16 protein-coding genes are annotated in these 15061 nt (G+C 71.8%); 3 read left to right on the plus strand and 13 right to left on the minus strand.

The genetic code is table 11. The annotated features are described in order from the left end of the window. The first annotated feature begins 93 nt into the window (after window positions 1-93). The gene (locus AC07EQ_RS02725; protein ID WP_478386202.1) at window positions 94-2157 is read left to right on the plus strand and encodes a S9 family peptidase; all 2064 of its coding nucleotides are present in this window, start codon (window positions 94-96) and stop codon (window positions 2155-2157) included. On the opposite strand, the gene AC07EQ_RS02730 is transcribed toward AC07EQ_RS02725, so the two are convergent. The 6 genes from AC07EQ_RS02730 to cmk form a co-directional block, all read right to left on the minus strand. After that, window positions 2154-2987 (minus strand): aldo/keto reductase, encoded by an 834-nt coding sequence (locus tag AC07EQ_RS02730; RefSeq protein ID WP_478386203.1) that lies wholly within the window; start codon window positions 2985-2987, stop codon window positions 2154-2156. The genes AC07EQ_RS02725 and AC07EQ_RS02730 overlap by 4 nt on opposite strands. 55 nt (window positions 2988-3042) lie before the next feature. Beyond that, the gene (locus tag AC07EQ_RS02735) at window positions 3043-4131 is read right to left on the minus strand and encodes a sensor histidine kinase (protein WP_478386204.1); all 1089 of its coding nucleotides are present in this window, start codon (window positions 4129-4131) and stop codon (window positions 3043-3045) included. After that, window positions 4128-4799 (minus strand): response regulator, encoded by a 672-nt coding sequence (locus AC07EQ_RS02740; protein ID WP_478386238.1) that lies wholly within the window; start codon window positions 4797-4799, stop codon window positions 4128-4130. The genes AC07EQ_RS02735 and AC07EQ_RS02740 overlap by 4 nt, the downstream gene beginning before the upstream one ends. A gap of 89 nt (window positions 4800-4888) precedes the next feature. Then, window positions 4889-6319 carry a ribosome biogenesis GTPase Der gene (der, locus tag AC07EQ_RS02745; protein WP_478386205.1) on the minus strand — a complete coding sequence of 477 codons (1431 nt, stop codon included), beginning with the start codon at window positions 6317-6319 and terminating at the stop codon, window positions 4889-4891. Further along, window positions 6316-6990: a lysophospholipid acyltransferase family protein gene (locus tag AC07EQ_RS02750; RefSeq protein ID WP_478386206.1), complete on the minus strand. Its 675-nt coding sequence runs from the start codon at window positions 6988-6990 to the stop codon at window positions 6316-6318. Before AC07EQ_RS02750 ends, der begins: the two co-directional genes overlap by 4 nt. Beyond that, window positions 6987-7718, minus strand: coding sequence for a (d)CMP kinase (cmk, locus tag AC07EQ_RS02755; RefSeq protein WP_478386207.1), 732 nt, complete (start codon window positions 7716-7718; stop codon window positions 6987-6989). The genes AC07EQ_RS02750 and cmk overlap by 4 nt, the downstream gene beginning before the upstream one ends. A gap of 146 nt (window positions 7719-7864) precedes the next feature. Between cmk and AC07EQ_RS02760 the strand changes: the two genes are divergently transcribed. Continuing rightward, window positions 7865-8347, plus strand: a complete 483-nt coding sequence (locus tag AC07EQ_RS02760) for a cation:proton antiporter regulatory subunit (RefSeq protein ID WP_132493366.1) — start codon at window positions 7865-7867, stop codon at window positions 8345-8347. Window positions 8348-8467: 120 nt separating this feature from the next. Beyond that, complete coding sequence (locus tag AC07EQ_RS02765) at window positions 8468-9643, plus strand: cation:proton antiporter (RefSeq protein WP_478386208.1); 1176 nt, start codon at window positions 8468-8470, stop codon at window positions 9641-9643. 139 nt (window positions 9644-9782) lie between these two features. On the opposite strand, the gene AC07EQ_RS02770 is transcribed toward AC07EQ_RS02765, so the two are convergent. The 7 genes from AC07EQ_RS02770 to AC07EQ_RS02800 all read right to left on the minus strand — a co-directional run bounded on the left by AC07EQ_RS02770 (window position 9783) and on the right by AC07EQ_RS02800 (window position 15033). Further along, window positions 9783-10547, minus strand: coding sequence for a pseudouridine synthase (locus AC07EQ_RS02770; RefSeq protein WP_093277029.1), 765 nt, complete (start codon window positions 10545-10547; stop codon window positions 9783-9785). Next, window positions 10537-11157: an SMC-Scp complex subunit ScpB gene (gene scpB, locus AC07EQ_RS02775; RefSeq protein WP_478386209.1), complete on the minus strand. Its 621-nt coding sequence runs from the start codon at window positions 11155-11157 to the stop codon at window positions 10537-10539. Before scpB ends, AC07EQ_RS02770 begins: the two co-directional genes overlap by 11 nt. Continuing rightward, the gene (locus tag AC07EQ_RS02780; protein WP_478386210.1) at window positions 11154-12005 is read right to left on the minus strand and encodes a segregation and condensation protein A; all 852 of its coding nucleotides are present in this window, start codon (window positions 12003-12005) and stop codon (window positions 11154-11156) included. The genes scpB and AC07EQ_RS02780 overlap by 4 nt, the downstream gene beginning before the upstream one ends. Continuing rightward, window positions 12002-12340 carry a hypothetical protein gene (locus AC07EQ_RS02785; protein ID WP_478386211.1) on the minus strand — a complete coding sequence of 113 codons (339 nt, stop codon included), beginning with the start codon at window positions 12338-12340 and terminating at the stop codon, window positions 12002-12004. Before AC07EQ_RS02785 ends, AC07EQ_RS02780 begins: the two co-directional genes overlap by 4 nt. Then, a complete protein-coding gene (locus AC07EQ_RS02790; RefSeq protein WP_093277037.1) occupies window positions 12337-13278 on the minus strand; it encodes a ParA family protein in 942 nt (313 codons plus the stop codon). Before AC07EQ_RS02790 ends, AC07EQ_RS02785 begins: the two co-directional genes overlap by 4 nt. A 163-nt stretch (window positions 13279-13441) precedes the next feature. Continuing rightward, complete coding sequence (locus AC07EQ_RS02795) at window positions 13442-14422, minus strand: site-specific tyrosine recombinase XerD (RefSeq protein WP_478386212.1); 981 nt, start codon at window positions 14420-14422, stop codon at window positions 13442-13444. Continuing rightward, window positions 14386-15033 carry an NUDIX domain-containing protein gene (locus tag AC07EQ_RS02800; RefSeq protein WP_478386213.1) on the minus strand — a complete coding sequence of 216 codons (648 nt, stop codon included), beginning with the start codon at window positions 15031-15033 and terminating at the stop codon, window positions 14386-14388. Before AC07EQ_RS02800 ends, AC07EQ_RS02795 begins: the two co-directional genes overlap by 37 nt. Window positions 15034-15061 lie beyond the last annotated feature (28 nt).

Raw genomic sequence — 15061 nt, forward strand, 5'->3', positions numbered from 1 at the left:
CCGACACACCGGCGAATAATCCGCCCGGGGCGGCTTTTCGCCACATGGCCACCCGATCGCGCAATCACGCGCCGGAAATGGCAGGCTGGCCGCATGGCCTCGTTTCCCCGCCGCAGCGCCCGCACCCAGGGCTTCACCCTCGGCGCGCCGCGGAACTTCACCGCCGGTGCCACCGTGCTCTTCCTGCGATCCGCAGGCGGCACCGAACGCAGCAACGCCCTCTGGGCGCTGGACACCAGAACCGGCCGGGAGCGGATGCTCGCCGACCCGGCCGCGCTGCGGGTGGCCGACGAGGTCTCGCCCGAAGAGCAGGCCCGCCGCGAACGCGCGCGCGAACGCGCCCTGGGCATCACCGGCTACGCCACCGACCGCGACGGGAACCTGGCCGCCTTCACCATCTCCGGCCGGCTGTTCGTCGTCGACGTCGCGACCGGCGACGCCCGCGAACTGCCCGCCCGCCGACCGGTCGCCGATCCCCGGCCCGACCGCGACGGGCGCCGGATCGCCTACCTCTCCGACGGTCAGCTGCGGGTGATCGATGTGGACGGTTCCGGCGACCGCGCACTCGCCGAACCCGACGGCACCGACATCACCTGGGGCGCAGCGGAGTTCATCGCCGCCGAGGAGATGGACCGCCACCGCGGCTACTGGTGGTCGCCCGACGGTTCGCGGCTGCTGGCGGCCCGCGTCGACGAATCCCCGGTCCAGCACCTCTACCTCGGCGACCCGTCCGCCCCGCTGAGCGAGCCGACCGCCATGCGCTACCCGGCGGCGGGCACCGCCAACGCCGACGTGTCGCTGGCCGTCCTCGACCTCGACGGCAACCGGGTGGACGTCGAATGGGACCGCCAGGTCTTCCCGTACCTCGTCACCGCCCACTGGTCCAGGCACGGTGCCCCGCTGATCGCGGTGCAGACCCGCGACCAGCGCACCCAGCTCGTGCTGGCCATCGACCCGGCCACCGGGCGCACCACCGAGGTGCACCGCGACACCGACCCGCACTGGGTGGACATCAAGCCCGGCTGGCCCGCCTGGACCCCGGACGGCCGGCTGGTGCGCATCAGCGCGGGCGACGGCGCGTACCGGCTGGTGGTCGGCGACCAGCCGTGGACCGCCGCGCCCCTGCAGGTGCGGGGCATCCTCGACGTCGGCGACGGCGACGTCCTGATCTCCGCCTCGGAACAGGACCCGACCCAGGTGCACCTCTACCGCGTCACCGCCGACGGCGCCGCGCGGATCACCGAGCAGCCCGGCGTCCACACCGGAACTCGTGGCGGCGACGTGCTCGTCGTCGCCACGTCCACAATGGACGAGCCGCGCACCCGGGTGCGGGTGCACCTCGACGGGCGGGAGATCGCCGAGATCGAGAACCTGGCCGAAGACCCCGCCGTCGACCTCAACGTCGCGCTCCTCCGCCTCGGCGACCGCGAGCTGTGCAGCGCCCTGCTGCTGCCCACCGGCTACGACCCGGCCGACGGCCCCCTGCCGGTGCTGCTCGACCCCTACGGCGGCCCGCACGCGCAGCGCGTGCTCTCCCGCCGCCAGGGCTACCTGACCTCGCAATGGTTCGCCGACCAGGGCTTCGCGGTGCTGGTCACCGACGGCCGGGGCATGGCCGGACGCGGCCCCGACTGGGACCGCGAGGTCGCCGGCGACCTCGCCGGCCCGACCCTGCAGGACCAGGTCGACGCCCTGCACGCGGCCGCCGCACAACACCCCGAGCTCGACCTCGACCGCGTCGCCATCCGCGGCTGGTCCTTCGGCGGCTACCTCGCCGCGCTGGCCGTGCTGCGCCGCCCGGACGTCTTCCACGCCGCCGTGGTGGGTGCCGGAGTCGTCGACTGGCGGCTGTACGACACCCACTACACCGAGCGCTACCTGGGCGACCCCAACGAGGTTCCCGAGGCGTACGTGGAGAACTCGCTGCTGGCCGACGCGGGCAACCTCGAACGCCCGATGCTGATCGTGCACGGCACCGTGGACGACAACGTCATCCTGGCCCACGCACTCCGGCTCTCGGCCGCGTTGACCGCGTCGGCCCGCCCGCACAACGTGCTACCGCTGGCGGGCGTCAGCCACATGCCCACCGAGGAGACCACCAGCGAGAACCTGCTGCTGCTCCAGGTGGACTTCCTGCGCAAATCGCTGGCGCGCTAGAGGATTTCCAGCGGAACCGGATGCGGTGGCGCTGGGAAGCCCGCGTCGAGCTCGGCGAGATCGGCCGCCGACAACTCGATGTCCAGCGCCGCCCGGTTCTGCTCCACGTGCGCCACGGTGGCCGCCTTCGGGATCGCGCACACGCCGTCCTGCGCCAGCACCCAGGCGATCGCGATCTGCGCCGGAGTCACCGAATGCCGCTCGGCGACCCGCCGCAACGCCGGCTCGCCCAGCAGCCGCCCCTGCTCGATCGGCGAGTACGCCATCACCGGCAAACCCTGCTCCCGGCACCACGGCAGCAGGTCGAGCTCGATGCCGCGCCGGGTGAGGTTGTAGAGCACCTGGTTCGTGGCGGACCGCCGGCCGAGTTCGCTCTCGAACAGCTCCGACACGTCCCCGGGACCGAAATTGCTCACCCCGAAATGCCGGACCTTGCCGTCAGCACGCAGCTGCTCGAACGCGTCCAGCGTCGCCGCCAACGGCGTGCTGCCGCGCCAGTGCAGCAGATACAGATCCAGGTGATCGGTGCCCAGCCGCCGCAGGCTGCGCTCGCACGCGGCGACCGCGTCGCGGCGACCCGCGTTGTGCGGATACACCTTGCTGACCAGGAAAACCTCGTCGCGGCGCCCCGCGATCGCGGCACCGACGACCTCCTCCGCGCCGCCGCTGCCGTACATCTCGGCGGTGTCGATCAGCCCCAAGCCGAGGTCCAGGCCGCGCCGCAACGCCGCCACCTCCGCCGCGCGCTGCGCGCGCCGCTCGCCCATGCCCCAGGTGCCCTGCCCCAGCACCGGCAGCTCCTGCCCGCCGGGCAGTCGTAGGCCTCGCATGCACACTCCGTTCCAGGTGGTGGATCAAAGCCGGGCGTGCGGCCAAGAATACGGATCAGCGCTGCTGCGGCAGCACGGCCACCAGCTCGAAGCCACCGTCCGCGGACGGCCCGGCGTCCAGCCGCCCACCCGCCATCTGCACCCGCTCCGACAAACCCGCCAGCCCGGACCCGCCGCTACCGGCCTCGACGGCCGGTCGCGCACGATCAGGAGCACCGTTGCTGACGGCGATGTGCAACGAACCTCCGCGGCACAACAGGCTCACCTTGATCCCCGCGCCCGGCGCATGCTTGGAGGCATTCGTCAGCGCCTCCTGAACCACCCGGTACGCGGCCCGCTCCACCGCCGCCGGCACCCCGTACGGCTCGCTGAGCTGGGAAGACAGCTCCACGTCCACGCCCGCTGCGCGCGCCCGCACCACCAGGTCCGGGATCGTGCCCAACCCGACCTGCTGCCCCGCCGTGCCCAGCCCCAGCGTCGCGCGCATCTCGTCCAGCGCCTGCTTCGCCAACCCGCGCAACCGGCCCGCGGTCTCCTGCGCGGCGGGATCACCGGTCGTCGCCGCCAACGCGGCCGACTCCACCGCGATCAGGGTGACGTGATGCCCGACCGCGTCGTGGATCTCCCGCGCGATCCGGGCCCGCTCCTCCGCGCGCGCCGTCTCATCCTTCGCCCGCAGCTCCGCCGCGGTGGCCGCCTCCAGCCGCCGCAGGCTGTCGGCCAGCTGCTGCCGCAGCGACACCAACATCCCCAACGCGGTCGGCGCGCCAGCGGCCGCCAGCACGAAAGCAAAGGTCAGGACGACCGAACCCGCCCCGAGCGACTGCGCGATCAGCACCGGGGTCACCGCGACCACCATGGCCAGCAGAACCCCCGCGACCAGCGTCGACACCCGCGGCCGCGCACGCCCCACCGCGTACAGAGCCACAACCGTCGCCGGCCAACCCAGGCCACCGGCCAACGCGGGCATGCACAGCAACACCGAGACCCACGGCAACCACAGCCGCAACGGCAACAACGCGGCGGCCACCAACCCGGACACCACCGCGTACCCGAACGGATCCGGCGCGGCCAGCACCGCAGCAGCCGGAATCCCGACGGCCAAAGCCTCGGCACCGAGCCGCAGCCAGCGCCCCGAACTCACCGGAAGTCGCCCGCCACGCGCTGTGCGATCAGCGCGGCCTGCACCCGGTTCTGCGCACCGAGCTTGCTCAACACCGTCGACACATAGCTCTTCACCGTCGCCTCGGTCAGCCCGAGCCGAACCCCGATGTCGGCGTTCGACCGGCCATCGGCCAACAGCTGGAGCACCTGCCGCTCCCGCCCGGACAACCCCCGCACCAGCTGCATCTCGTGCGCGTTGTCGGTCGCGCTGCGGAACCTCGGCAACAGCCGCGCCGTGATCCGCGGATCCAGCACCGCCCCACCCGCCGCCAGGTCGTGCACCGCCCGAACCAGCATCGCCGGCTCGGCGTCCTTGAGCAGGAACCCACGCGCCCCGAACCGCAGGGCATCGGCCACGTAGTCGTCCAGGTCGAACGTCGTCAACACCGCCGCCACCGGCGCATCCGCCAACGCCGCCAACGTCCGCAACGCCGTCAACCCGTCCTTGCCGGGCATCTGCACATCGATCAGCGCGACGTCCACCCGGTGCGCACGCACCGCCGCCAGCAGCTCATCGCCGTTGCCCGCCTCGGCGACCACCCGGATCGTGCCGTCGGCCTCCAACAACACCCGCAGGCCCCGCCGCAGCATGGCCTCGTCATCGGCCAGCACAACACGGATCGGCCCCCCGCCGTCCTCAGCCCGCACCACTCGGTCACCTCCCCTGCTCCGAGCGCCGCCAGCAGATTATCGGGACAGCGTGAACGCAGCGCGCACGCCACCCGAGCGCACGGTGATCAGCGACGACCACCCTTCGCCTTGCGCTCCCGCACCCGCACCGAGATCCGCACCGGACTGCCCACGAACCCGAACGTCTCGCGGAACTTGCGCTCCAGGAACCGCCGGTACCCGGCCTCCAGGAACCCGGTGGTGAACAGCACGATCGTCGGCGGCCGCGACTGCGCCTGCGTGGCGAACAGGATCTTCGGCTGCCGACCACCGCGCACCGGCGGCGGGTTGGCCGCGACCAGCTCCGAAAGCCAGCCGTTCAACCGGCCGGTCGGGATCCGGGTGTCCCACGACTCCAGCGCGGTGCGCAGCGTCGGCGCCAGCTTCGCCACCGCCCGGCCGGTCTTGGCCGACACGTTGACCCGCTCGGCCCACCGCACCCGCACCAGCTCGCGGTCGATCTCCTTCTCCAACTGGTGGCGGCGATCCTCGTCGACCAGGTCCCACTTGTTGTAGGCGATCACCAGCGCCCGCCCGGCCTCCACGACCATGGTGAGCACCCGCAGGTCCTGCTCGCTCAACGGCTCCGAAGCATCGATGAGCATGATCGCCACCTCGGCCGCCTCGATGGCCGCCTTGGTGCGCAACGACGCGTAGTACTCGGTGCCGCTGGCGGTCTTCACGCGCTTGCGCAGCCCCGCGGTGTCGACGAACCGCCACACCTCGCCGTCGAGCTCCACCAGCGAGTCCACCGGGTCCACGGTGGTGCCCGCGACGTCGTGCACCACCGACCGCTCTTCCCCGGTCAGCTTGTTGAGCAGGCTCGACTTGCCCACGTTCGGCTTGCCGACCAACGCGACCCGCCGCGGCCCGCCCGTCGCGCCGAAGATCTCGCGCGGCGTCTCCGGGAACGCGTCCAGCACGGCGTCCAGCAGGTCACCGGAACCGCTCCCGTGCAGCGCGCTGACCGGCCTCGGCTCGCCCAGCCCCAGCGACCACAGCGAATGCACGTCGGAGACGCCGCGCTGGTCGTCGACCTTGTTCGCGGCCAGCAGCACCGGCCGCTTGGACCGCCGCAGCACCCTGGCCACGGCCGCTTCCGTCTCGGTCGCGCCGACCCGGGCATCCACCACCAGCAGCACCGCGTCCGCGGTGTGCATGGCCAGCTCCGCCTGCGCCGCCACCGACGCCTGCAGGCCCTTGGCGTCCGGCTCCCACCCACCGGTGTCGACCAGCGTGAAGCGGCGCCCGTTCCACAGCGCGTCGTAGGCAACCCGGTCCCGGGTCACGCCCGGGACGTCCTGCACGACGGCTTCCCGGCGGCCCAGCAGCCGGTTCACCAGCGTCGACTTGCCCACGTTCGGGCGGCCGACCACGGCCAGCACCGGCTGCGGCTTCGGCGGCGCCTCGCCCTCGGCCGCTTCGACCTCGTCGAACTCAGCCCACTCGGCCTCGTCGGACCACGTGCCGTCCAGGCCTTCCACCGACTCGTCGGTCACGCTCGTTTCCCTCTCGAATAGTCTTGGTCCTGGTCCGCGACCAGCCGATCCAACTCGGCGATCAGCTCGACCAGTTCGGTGCGCACCGCCTCGGTCGCCACGACCAGCCCGGTGCGGCCCTTGCCCGCCGGCAGCGTGATCGGCTCCCCGAACAACACGTCGATCCTGGGTAGCAGCCTACGGCCCGTGCCCTCCGGACGACGCGTGCCCCGGCAGGCCACCGGCAGGACCTGTGCCTCCGACGCCCGCGCCAACCACGCCGCCCCGTGCTGCGCGTTCGCCACATCGCCGTCGCCGCGGGTGCCCTCCGGGAACACCCCGACCAACCCGCCGGCCCGCAGCACCCGCACCGCCGCCAGCAGCGGCGTGCGGTCGGGTTCGCCGCGGCGCACCCCGATCTGCCCGATGCGGCGCAGGAACCAGCCCAGCGGCCCGCGGAACATCTCCTGCTTGATCAGGAACACCGCGTTGCGCGGGATCATTCCGAACAGCAGCGGCCCGTCGGCCATCGAACTGTGGTTGGCCACGAGCACCACCGGCCCGGTGCGCGGAATCCGCTCCGCACCGTGGATCCGCACCCGGTACGGCAACCGCACGATCCGCCGCGAAATCCACTGGCCGAACCGGTGCAAGCCGCCGGTCGCGCCCTCGGGCAGGGTCTCGTCGCTCATGGTGTCGTCCGCTCCGCCCCGGCCAGCAGGCCACGGCTCTCCACGTGCTTGTGCAGCTGCTCGAGCACCTCCACCACGTCCAGATCCGTGGTGTCCAGCTCGACCGCGTCATCGGCCTTCCGCAGCGGCGCCACCTTCCGCCCGGAATCCAGCGCGTCCCGGCGCTGCACGTCGGCGTGGGTGCGGTCCAGGTCGCCGGCGCGGCCCTCGGACACGTCCTGCGCCGTGCGGCGCTGCGCGCGGGCGTGCGCGGAAGCCGTCAGGTAGACCTTCAGGCCCGCATCCGGCACCACCACGGTGCCGATGTCCCGGCCCTCGACGACCATGCCGCCCGGCGACTCCAGCGCCTCGCCGATCAGCCGCCGCTGCTGGGCGACCAGCTGCTCACGAACCTCGGCGACCGCCGACACCGCCGACACCGCGCCGGTCACCTCCGGGCCGCGGATCTCCTGCCCCACGTCCGCGCCGTCCAGCGACACCGACGGCTGCTCCGGGTCGGTGCCCACGATCAGCGCCGCCGCCCGCACCACCCGCGCCACCTCGGCCGAATCCGACGGCTCGACCTCCGCGCGCAGCACGGCCAGCGTCGCGGCCCGGTACATCGCGCCGGTGTCGAGGTAGGTCGCCCCCAACGCGGACGCCAACTTCCGGGACACCGTCGACTTGCCGGTGCCCGAAGGGCCGTCGAGCGCCACCACACCGCGGAGCCTGGCGTGTGCCACGTGCATGTCCTTCCCGAGCCGGAACCGATCGGCCCGGCACCGGCCGGACCAACCGTCCATTCTGCCTGGTCCGCCCGCGCGCATCCCAATCGCGTCCAGATCCATCCGGACCGCGGGACAAATGCGAAAGATCTCCTAATACAGTCGTGATCGTGGACGTAACAGTGACCCCCTTGCCGGGGCTCGGCACGCAGCAGGACTTCACCACCCGCTCCGGCCACCGCATCGGCGTGATCACCTATCGCGACGGCCGGTTCGAGCTGATCGTCTCCGACCACGAGGACCCGGACAAGGTGGCCGCCTCGGTCGCGCTGACCACCACCGAGACCAGCACGCTGGCCAACCTGCTGGGCGCCCCGCAACTGGTCGCGCAGCTCAACGAGCAGCAGAGCGAGGTCGCCGGGATCACCACCTGGCAGCTGTCCGTCGCCCAAGGCTCCCCGTACGACGGCCGGACCCTCGGCGACACCGAGATGCGCACCCGTACCTCGGTGTCGATCGTCGCCGTCGTCCGCGACGGCACCGTGCATCCCTCGCCGCGACCGGACTTCGTGTTCGCCGCCGGCGACCTGGTGGTCGTCGTGGGCACCTCGAAGGGGCTGCGCGCAGCCAGCGAAATCCTGGAAAAGGGCTGATCCAGCCCGCTCCGCACACTTTCCCGGGCACCGGACCGGGACACGCGTCACCAACGGCGGTCCAACGCGTGCCGAACCCCTAACAACTCCATACGCAGGGAACACGCGAGAGGAAACACGGTGCACGACACGGCGATCTCCCTAATAGAGCTGGGTGCGGTTTTCTTCGGTCTGGGCATCCTCGGGAGACTCGCATGGAAAATCGGGGTGTCACCGATCCCGCTCTACCTGCTGGGTGGGCTGGCCTTCGGCACCGGCGGCCTCGTCCCGCTGCACGGCATCGAGCCGTTCACCCACCTGGCGTCCGAGATCGGCGTGGTCCTGCTGCTGTTGCTGCTGGGCCTGGAGTACTCCGCGGGTGAACTCGTCACCGGCTTACGCCGCTCCTGGCTGGCCGGCATCGTCGACATCGTGCTGAACGCGGTGCCCGGCGCGCTGGTGGCGCTGCTGCTGGGCTGGGGCCCGCTCGGCGCGTTCACCATGGCCGGTGTCACCTACATCTCCTCCTCCGGCATCGTCGCGAAGGTGCTCGGCGACCTGGGCCGGCTCGGCAACCGGGAAACGCCGGTGATCCTGTCGATCCTGGTCTTCGAAGACCTGGCGATGGCCGTCTACCTGCCGATCCTGACCGCCGTGCTGGCCGGCGTCAGCTTCCTCGGCGGCCTCACCGCGGTCGGGGTCTCGCTGGTCGTGATCACCCTGGTGCTGGTCGTCGCGCTGAAGTTCGGCAAGTACGTCTCGGCCCTGATCGACAGCCCCGATCCGGAGGTCTTCCTGCTCCGCCTGCTGGGTTCGGCGCTGCTGGTCGCGGGCATCGCCTCGGAGCTGCAGGTCTCGGCGGCGGTCGGCTCGTTCCTGCTGGGCATCGCGATCTCCGGGTCCACGGCGGCGAACGCGACCCGGATGCTGGAGCCGCTCCGCGACCTGTTCGCCGCGCTGTTCTTCGTCGTGTTCGGCCTGAACACCGACCCCAGCCAGATCCCGCCCGTGCTGCCGATCGCGCTGCTGCTGGCGGTGGCGACCGTGGCGACGAAGGTGGTCACCGGCTGGTTCGCCGCCCGGATGCAGGGCGTGGGCAAGATGGGCCGCTTGCGGGCGGGCGCCGCGCTGGTCGCCCGAGGCGAGTTCTCCATCGTCATCGCCGGCCTGGCGGTCGCCTCCGGCGCGGTGCCGGGCGAGCTCGCGGCGCTGGCCACGGCCTACGTGCTGCTGATGGCGATCCTCGGCCCGGTGGCGGCCCGGGTCGTCGAGCCGGTGGCCCGGCTCTTCCTCCCCAGCCAGGTCAAGAAGGCCTGAACGAAGAGCCTTCGGCGGGCCCCGAGGGGTCGGCCGAAGGCTCTCTTCCGGACGTCAAATTTCACTCAACACTGAAGTCACTAACGCTGTAGACATATCGGATCCGGTCCCGCCGACGCGAGACAGGACCCGAGGAACGTCAGAGGCCGACGGCCCGGTACAGCGAGCCGATCTCCTGCCGGTTCAGCGGCCGGATCGCGCCCGGGCGCTCGCTGGTCAGCCGCACGTCGCCGATCCGCGTCCGCACCAGGCGCTGCACCGGGAGGCCGACGTGCTTGAGCAGCCGCCGCACGATCCGGTTCCGGCCCTCGTGCAGCACGATCTCCACCAGGGACCGGTTCTGGTTCGTGTCGACCAGCTTGAACCGGTCCACCTTCACCGGGCCGTCCTCCAGCTCCACGCCGTCGCGCAGCCGCTGCCCCAGGTCCTTCGGGACCGACCCGAGCACCTCGGCCAGGTAGGTCTTGCGCACCTTGTACTTCGGGTGCATCAGCCGGTTCGCCAGCTCCCCGTCGTTGGTGATCAGCAGCAGGCCCTCGGTGTCCTGGTCCAGCCGGCCCACGTGGAACAGCTTGCCCTGGCGTTCCCGCAGGTAGTCACCGATGCACGGGCGCCCCTTGTCGTCCGACATGGTGCACAGGATGCCGGTCGGCTTGTTCAGCAGCAGGTGCGTCAGGTCGTCGTTGACCATGACCCGGTTGCCGTCCACGTGGATCACCGCGGTCGCCGGGTCGACGCGCCGCCCCAGCTCGGTGACGAGCTCGCCGTCGACCTCGATCCGACCCTCGACGATCATCTCCTCGGCCGCGCGCCGCGACGCCACCCCGGCCTGGGACAACACTTTCTGCAGCCGCACGCCTTCGGAATCGGCTTTGCTGGACGGGGAACGGTGCTCAGACGTCATCAATCGAATCCACTTCGGGCAACAAGGGGGCGAGCGGCGGCAACTCCTTCAGCGACGACAGCCCCAGCCGCTCCAGGAACAGCTCGGTCGTGCAGTACAGGATGCCGCCCGTCTCCGGGTCGGTTCCGGCCTCTTCGATAAGGCCGCGCCCCACCAGGGTACGGATGACGCCATCGACGTTCACACCCCGTACTGCCGCGACCCGCGAACGCGTCACGGGCTGCCGGTAGGAGATCACCGCGAGCGTCTCCAGCGCGGCGCGCGTCAGCTTCGAGCGCTGCCCGTCCAGCAGGTACCGCTCCACGTACGGCGCGTACGCATCCCGCGTGTAGAACCGCCAACCGTCCCCGACTCGCCGCAGGTCAATACCCCGCTCGGCGTCGGCGTAACCGTCGGAGAGCCGCCGCAGCGCGACCCGGATCCGGGCCACCGGCTGCTCCAGCGTGTCGGCCAGCAATTCCTCGCCCGCCGGCACGTCCACCACGAGCAGCAGCGCCTCCAACGCGGCATCGAGCGCGCTGTCGGAGGTCAGGTCCGGCACGCCCGCCGTCTCCACCGCCTCGGACTCCGTCGCGGGCGCCTCGGGGCTCTCGTCGTTCGCTGCCGTCACCCGTACTCCTCTTCCTCCTGGTTGGCGCGCTGCGCATCGGCTTCGACCTGAGCCTCCGCCACGCTGCCGCCCACCCAGCGCACGAGCAGCTCGCCCAGCGGGCTCTCCTGCTCGAACTGCAAGACCTTCTCCCGGTAGAGCTCCAGCAGGGCCAGGAACCGGGCCACCACCTCGACGGTGTGCCCGCAGTCGGACACGAGCTCCCCGAACGTCGCACTGCCCTTCTCCGCCAGCCGCACCCGCAGCAGCGCCGCGTGCTCGCGCACCGAAACGCCGTGCTGGTGGATGTGGTCCAGCGAAACGGTCGGCGGCGGCTTCGGCCGGAACACCGCGGCCGCGACCTCGGCGAACCGCTGCGGCGAGACCCCGATCTGCACCTCCGGCAGCAGGTTCGCGAACCGCTCCTCCACCGACACCGAGCGCGGGTAGCGCCGCAGCGCCCCGGCCTCCAGCTCGCCGAACAACGCGGCGACCTGCTTGTACGCGCGGTACTGCAGCAACCGGGCGAAGAGCAGGTCGCGGGCCTCCAGCAGCGCCAGGTCGGCCTCGTCCTCCACTTCCGCGGAGGGCAGCAGCCGCGCCGCCTTCAGGTCCAGCAGGGTCGCGGCGATCACCAGGAATTCGGTGGTCTCGTCCAGGTCCCACTGCTCGCCGAGCGCCTTGGTGTAGGCGATGAACTCGTCGGTGACCTTGTGCAGCGCCACCTCGGTGACGTCCAGCTGGTGCTGCGAGATCAGCTGCAGCAGCAGGTCGAAGGGGCCTTCGAAGTTCTCCAGGCGCACCGTGAACCGGCCGCTTGCGCCGGAGTCCTCGCTGGACCGTTCCTCCGGTACCGCGGGGTCTGTCACTCGCCGGGCTCCTGGAGGCGCCGGACCAGCACCGAGTCCGCGCCGTTGCGGTCGAGGTCGGCGAGCACCACCGCAACCGCCTCCCGCACCACCCGGCCCCGGTCCACGGCGATGCCGTGGTCGGCCCGCAATGCCAGCCGCGCCTGCTCCAAGCCCAGCAACTCCTCGTCGGACACGTACACGGTGATCTTCGAATCGTGCTTGCGCCGACCCGTACCGGACCGCCCAGCCGCAGGCTGAGCCGGCTCCGGCTCCGGCTGCTCCGCATGATCCGTCCGAGGAACAGTAGTACGGAAGAGTTCGGCCGCGCCGGGCAGGGCGACCCGCCGCGTCATCGGGCGATCACCTCGCGCGCCAGCTCCCGGTACGCCTGCGCGCCGGCCGAGCGGGGCGCCCAGCGGGTGATCGGCTCGCCGGCCACGGTGGTCTCCGGGAACCGCACCGTCCGGTTGATCACGGCGTCGAAGACGATGTCGCCGAACGCCTCCACGACGCGCGCCATCACCTCGCGGGAGTGCAGCGTGCGCGGGTCGAACATGGTCGCCAGGATGCCGCTGATCTCCAGCTTCGGGTTCAGCCGCTCCCGGACCTTCTCGATGGTGTCGATCAGCAGCGCCACGCCGCGCAGGCTGAAGAACTCGCACTCCAACGGGATTATCACGCCGTCCGCCGCGGCCAACGCGTTCACCGTCAGCAGGCCCAGGGAGGGCTGGCAGTCCACCAGCACGTAGTCGTACTCCCCCAGCGCCGGCTGCAGCACCCGGTGCAGGGTCTGCTCCCGGCCCACCTCGGCGACCAGCTGCACCTCGGCCGCGGAGAGGTCGATGTTGCTGGGCAGCAGGTCCATGCCCTCGACGCTGGTCTGCCGCACCACGTCCTGGACGGAGACCGGGCGCTCCATGATCACGTTGTAGATGGTCTGGTCGAGCTGGTGCGGCTGGACCCCGAGGCCGACCGAGAGCGCGCCCTGCGGATCGAAATCCACCAGCAGCACCCGGCGCCCGTACTCCGCCAGCGCTGCGCCGAGGTTGATCGTCGACGTGGTCTTCCCGACGCCGCCCTTCTGGTTGCACATCGCGAGCACCGACGCGGGACCGTGCCGGTCCAGCAGCGGCGGCTCCGGGATGTGCCGACGTGGCCGGCCAGTCGGACCGAGACCGCGCGGATTCGGCGCCAGGCCGACATCCTCCGCACGACCCGTCGTCTCCGGGGCGATGCTCAGGTCGACCGCGCCCCGGGGCCGCCCTTCGGCGGCGGGCTGCGGTAGCGACATGGCGATCTGACTCCTTTGGTGCCGGTGGCGATCAAACGCAGCCTAAGTGGCATTCGTTACCAGCGGCAACGCGCCTCGCCGACGTATCGGAAGTTCCCTGTGATCTCCGTGTGATCAACGTCTACCCCCTGCGCCGCCGCCCCGCATTCGCAGCGTCACCAACTCACTCCGAAGCGTGTGCGCGCGGATGGGCCGTCGCGTAGACCTCCCGCAGCGTGTTGACCGTGATCAGGGTGTAGACCTGCGTCGTCGTGACCGAGGCGTGGCCCAGCAGTTCCTGCACCACGCGGACGTCGGCGCCGCCCTCCACCAGGTGCGTGGCGAAGGAGTGCCGCAGCACGTGCGGCGAAACCGAGCCGCCGATGCCGGCGCGCTGCGCGGCGACCTTCAACGCGTTCCACGCGCTTTGCCGGGACAGCCGGGTTCCGCGCGAATTGAGGAACACCGCGGCGGTTCCGCGCCCGCGCGCCGCCAGGCCGGGCCGGGCGCGCACCAGGTACGCGTCCAGCGCCGCCAGCGCCGGCCGGCCGATGGGCACCAGCCGCTGGCGGCCGCCCTTGCCGTCCAGCAGGACCGTGCGGTTGGTGCCGTCGATGTCGTCGAGGTCCAGCCCGACCGCTTCGGAGATCCGCGCCCCCGTCGAGTACAGCAGCTCCAGCAGCGCCCGGTCCCGCATGCCCCGGGCGTCGTCGCCACCTGCGTGGTCGAGCAGCTTCCCGACGTCGTCGATGGGCAGCGCCTTGGGCAGCCGCTTGGGCAGGCTCGGCGGCGCGACCTCGCGCGCGACGTCGACCGCCAGCTGCCCTTCGGCATGCGCGAACCGGTGCAGCCCGCGGGCGGCGACCAGGGCCCGCGCCGAGGACGAAGGTGCGAGCGCGGGCCGCTGCTCGGTGCCTTCCCGCAGCTCGGCCAGGAATCCGGACAGGTGCTCCGAGCGCACCTCGGCGAGCCCGGAAATCCCCTCCCCGACCAGGAATTCGGCGTACCGGCGCAAATCCCTGGCGTAGGAGTCGAGGGTGCTGCGGGCGGTGCCGCGCTCGACGGCGAGGTGGTCGAGGTATCCGGTGATCGCCCCGCGCAGGTCCGGCGGCAGCTCCTCGAAACCCCTCACCGGGCGGCGAAGCGCTGGGGCCGGTCCGGCCATTCGGCGTCCACCGGGCGCGGCTGCCCCCGGCCGTCGCGGACCGCCTGGGCGGCGAGCAGCCCGGCCACGCCGGGACCGTTGACGATCTCCCCGGCCAGCGCCATCCGCACCGCCTCGGCCAACGGGAAGCGCCGGATCACCAGGTCCGCCTCCTCGTCCCCGACCGCCGCCGGACGATCCACATCGGACAGTCCAGTGGCCAGGAACACCCGGATGCACTCGTCGGTGAAGCCCGGCGAGGTGGCGACGTCGACCAGCACCGACCAGTCCCGCGCCGCGAGCCCCGCCTCCTCGGCGAGCTCCCGCTGCGCCGTGCGCACCGGCTCCTCGCCCGCCACGTCCAGCAGCCCGGCCGGCAGCTCCCAGAGCCGCCGGCCGAGCGGATACCGGTACTGGTGGATCAGCACGACCTGGTCGTGCTCGTCCACCGCCACCACCGCGACCGCCCCGAGGTGCTCGACGACCTCGCGGCGCGCGTGCCCGCCGCCGGGCATCCCGACCACGTCGGCCCGCAACGCGAGGATCTTCCCCACGTACACGTCCTCGCTGGCCAGGGTGGTGAATTCGTGCTCGCCGTCGGTGCGCGCGACACCGTGCTCCGTCGTGTCCACGCCGCCACTTTAAAGTCTGTTTTCAAAG

The organism is Saccharopolyspora sp. NPDC045839 (assembly GCF_056431645.1).

Coding starts and splice junctions, on each gene's coding strand:
- AC07EQ_RS02725 (WP_478386202.1), top strand. CDS start 94: ATGGCCTCGTTTCCCCGCCGCAGCGCCCGCACCCAGGGCTTCACCCTC.
- AC07EQ_RS02795 (WP_478386212.1), bottom strand. CDS start 14,422: ATGGCCGGACCGGCCCCAGCGCTTCGCCGCCCGGTGAGGGGTTTCGAG.
- AC07EQ_RS02770 (WP_093277029.1), bottom strand. CDS start 10,547: ATGACGTCTGAGCACCGTTCCCCGTCCAGCAAAGCCGATTCCGAAGGC.
- AC07EQ_RS02790 (WP_093277037.1), bottom strand. CDS start 13,278: ATGTCGCTACCGCAGCCCGCCGCCGAAGGGCGGCCCCGGGGCGCGGTC.
- AC07EQ_RS02785 (WP_478386211.1), bottom strand. CDS start 12,340: ATGACGCGGCGGGTCGCCCTGCCCGGCGCGGCCGAACTCTTCCGTACT.
- AC07EQ_RS02750 (WP_478386206.1), bottom strand. CDS start 6,990: ATGAGCGACGAGACCCTGCCCGAGGGCGCGACCGGCGGCTTGCACCGG.
- cmk (WP_478386207.1), bottom strand. CDS start 7,718: ATGCACGTGGCACACGCCAGGCTCCGCGGTGTGGTGGCGCTCGACGGC.
- AC07EQ_RS02730 (WP_478386203.1), bottom strand. CDS start 2,987: ATGCGAGGCCTACGACTGCCCGGCGGGCAGGAGCTGCCGGTGCTGGGG.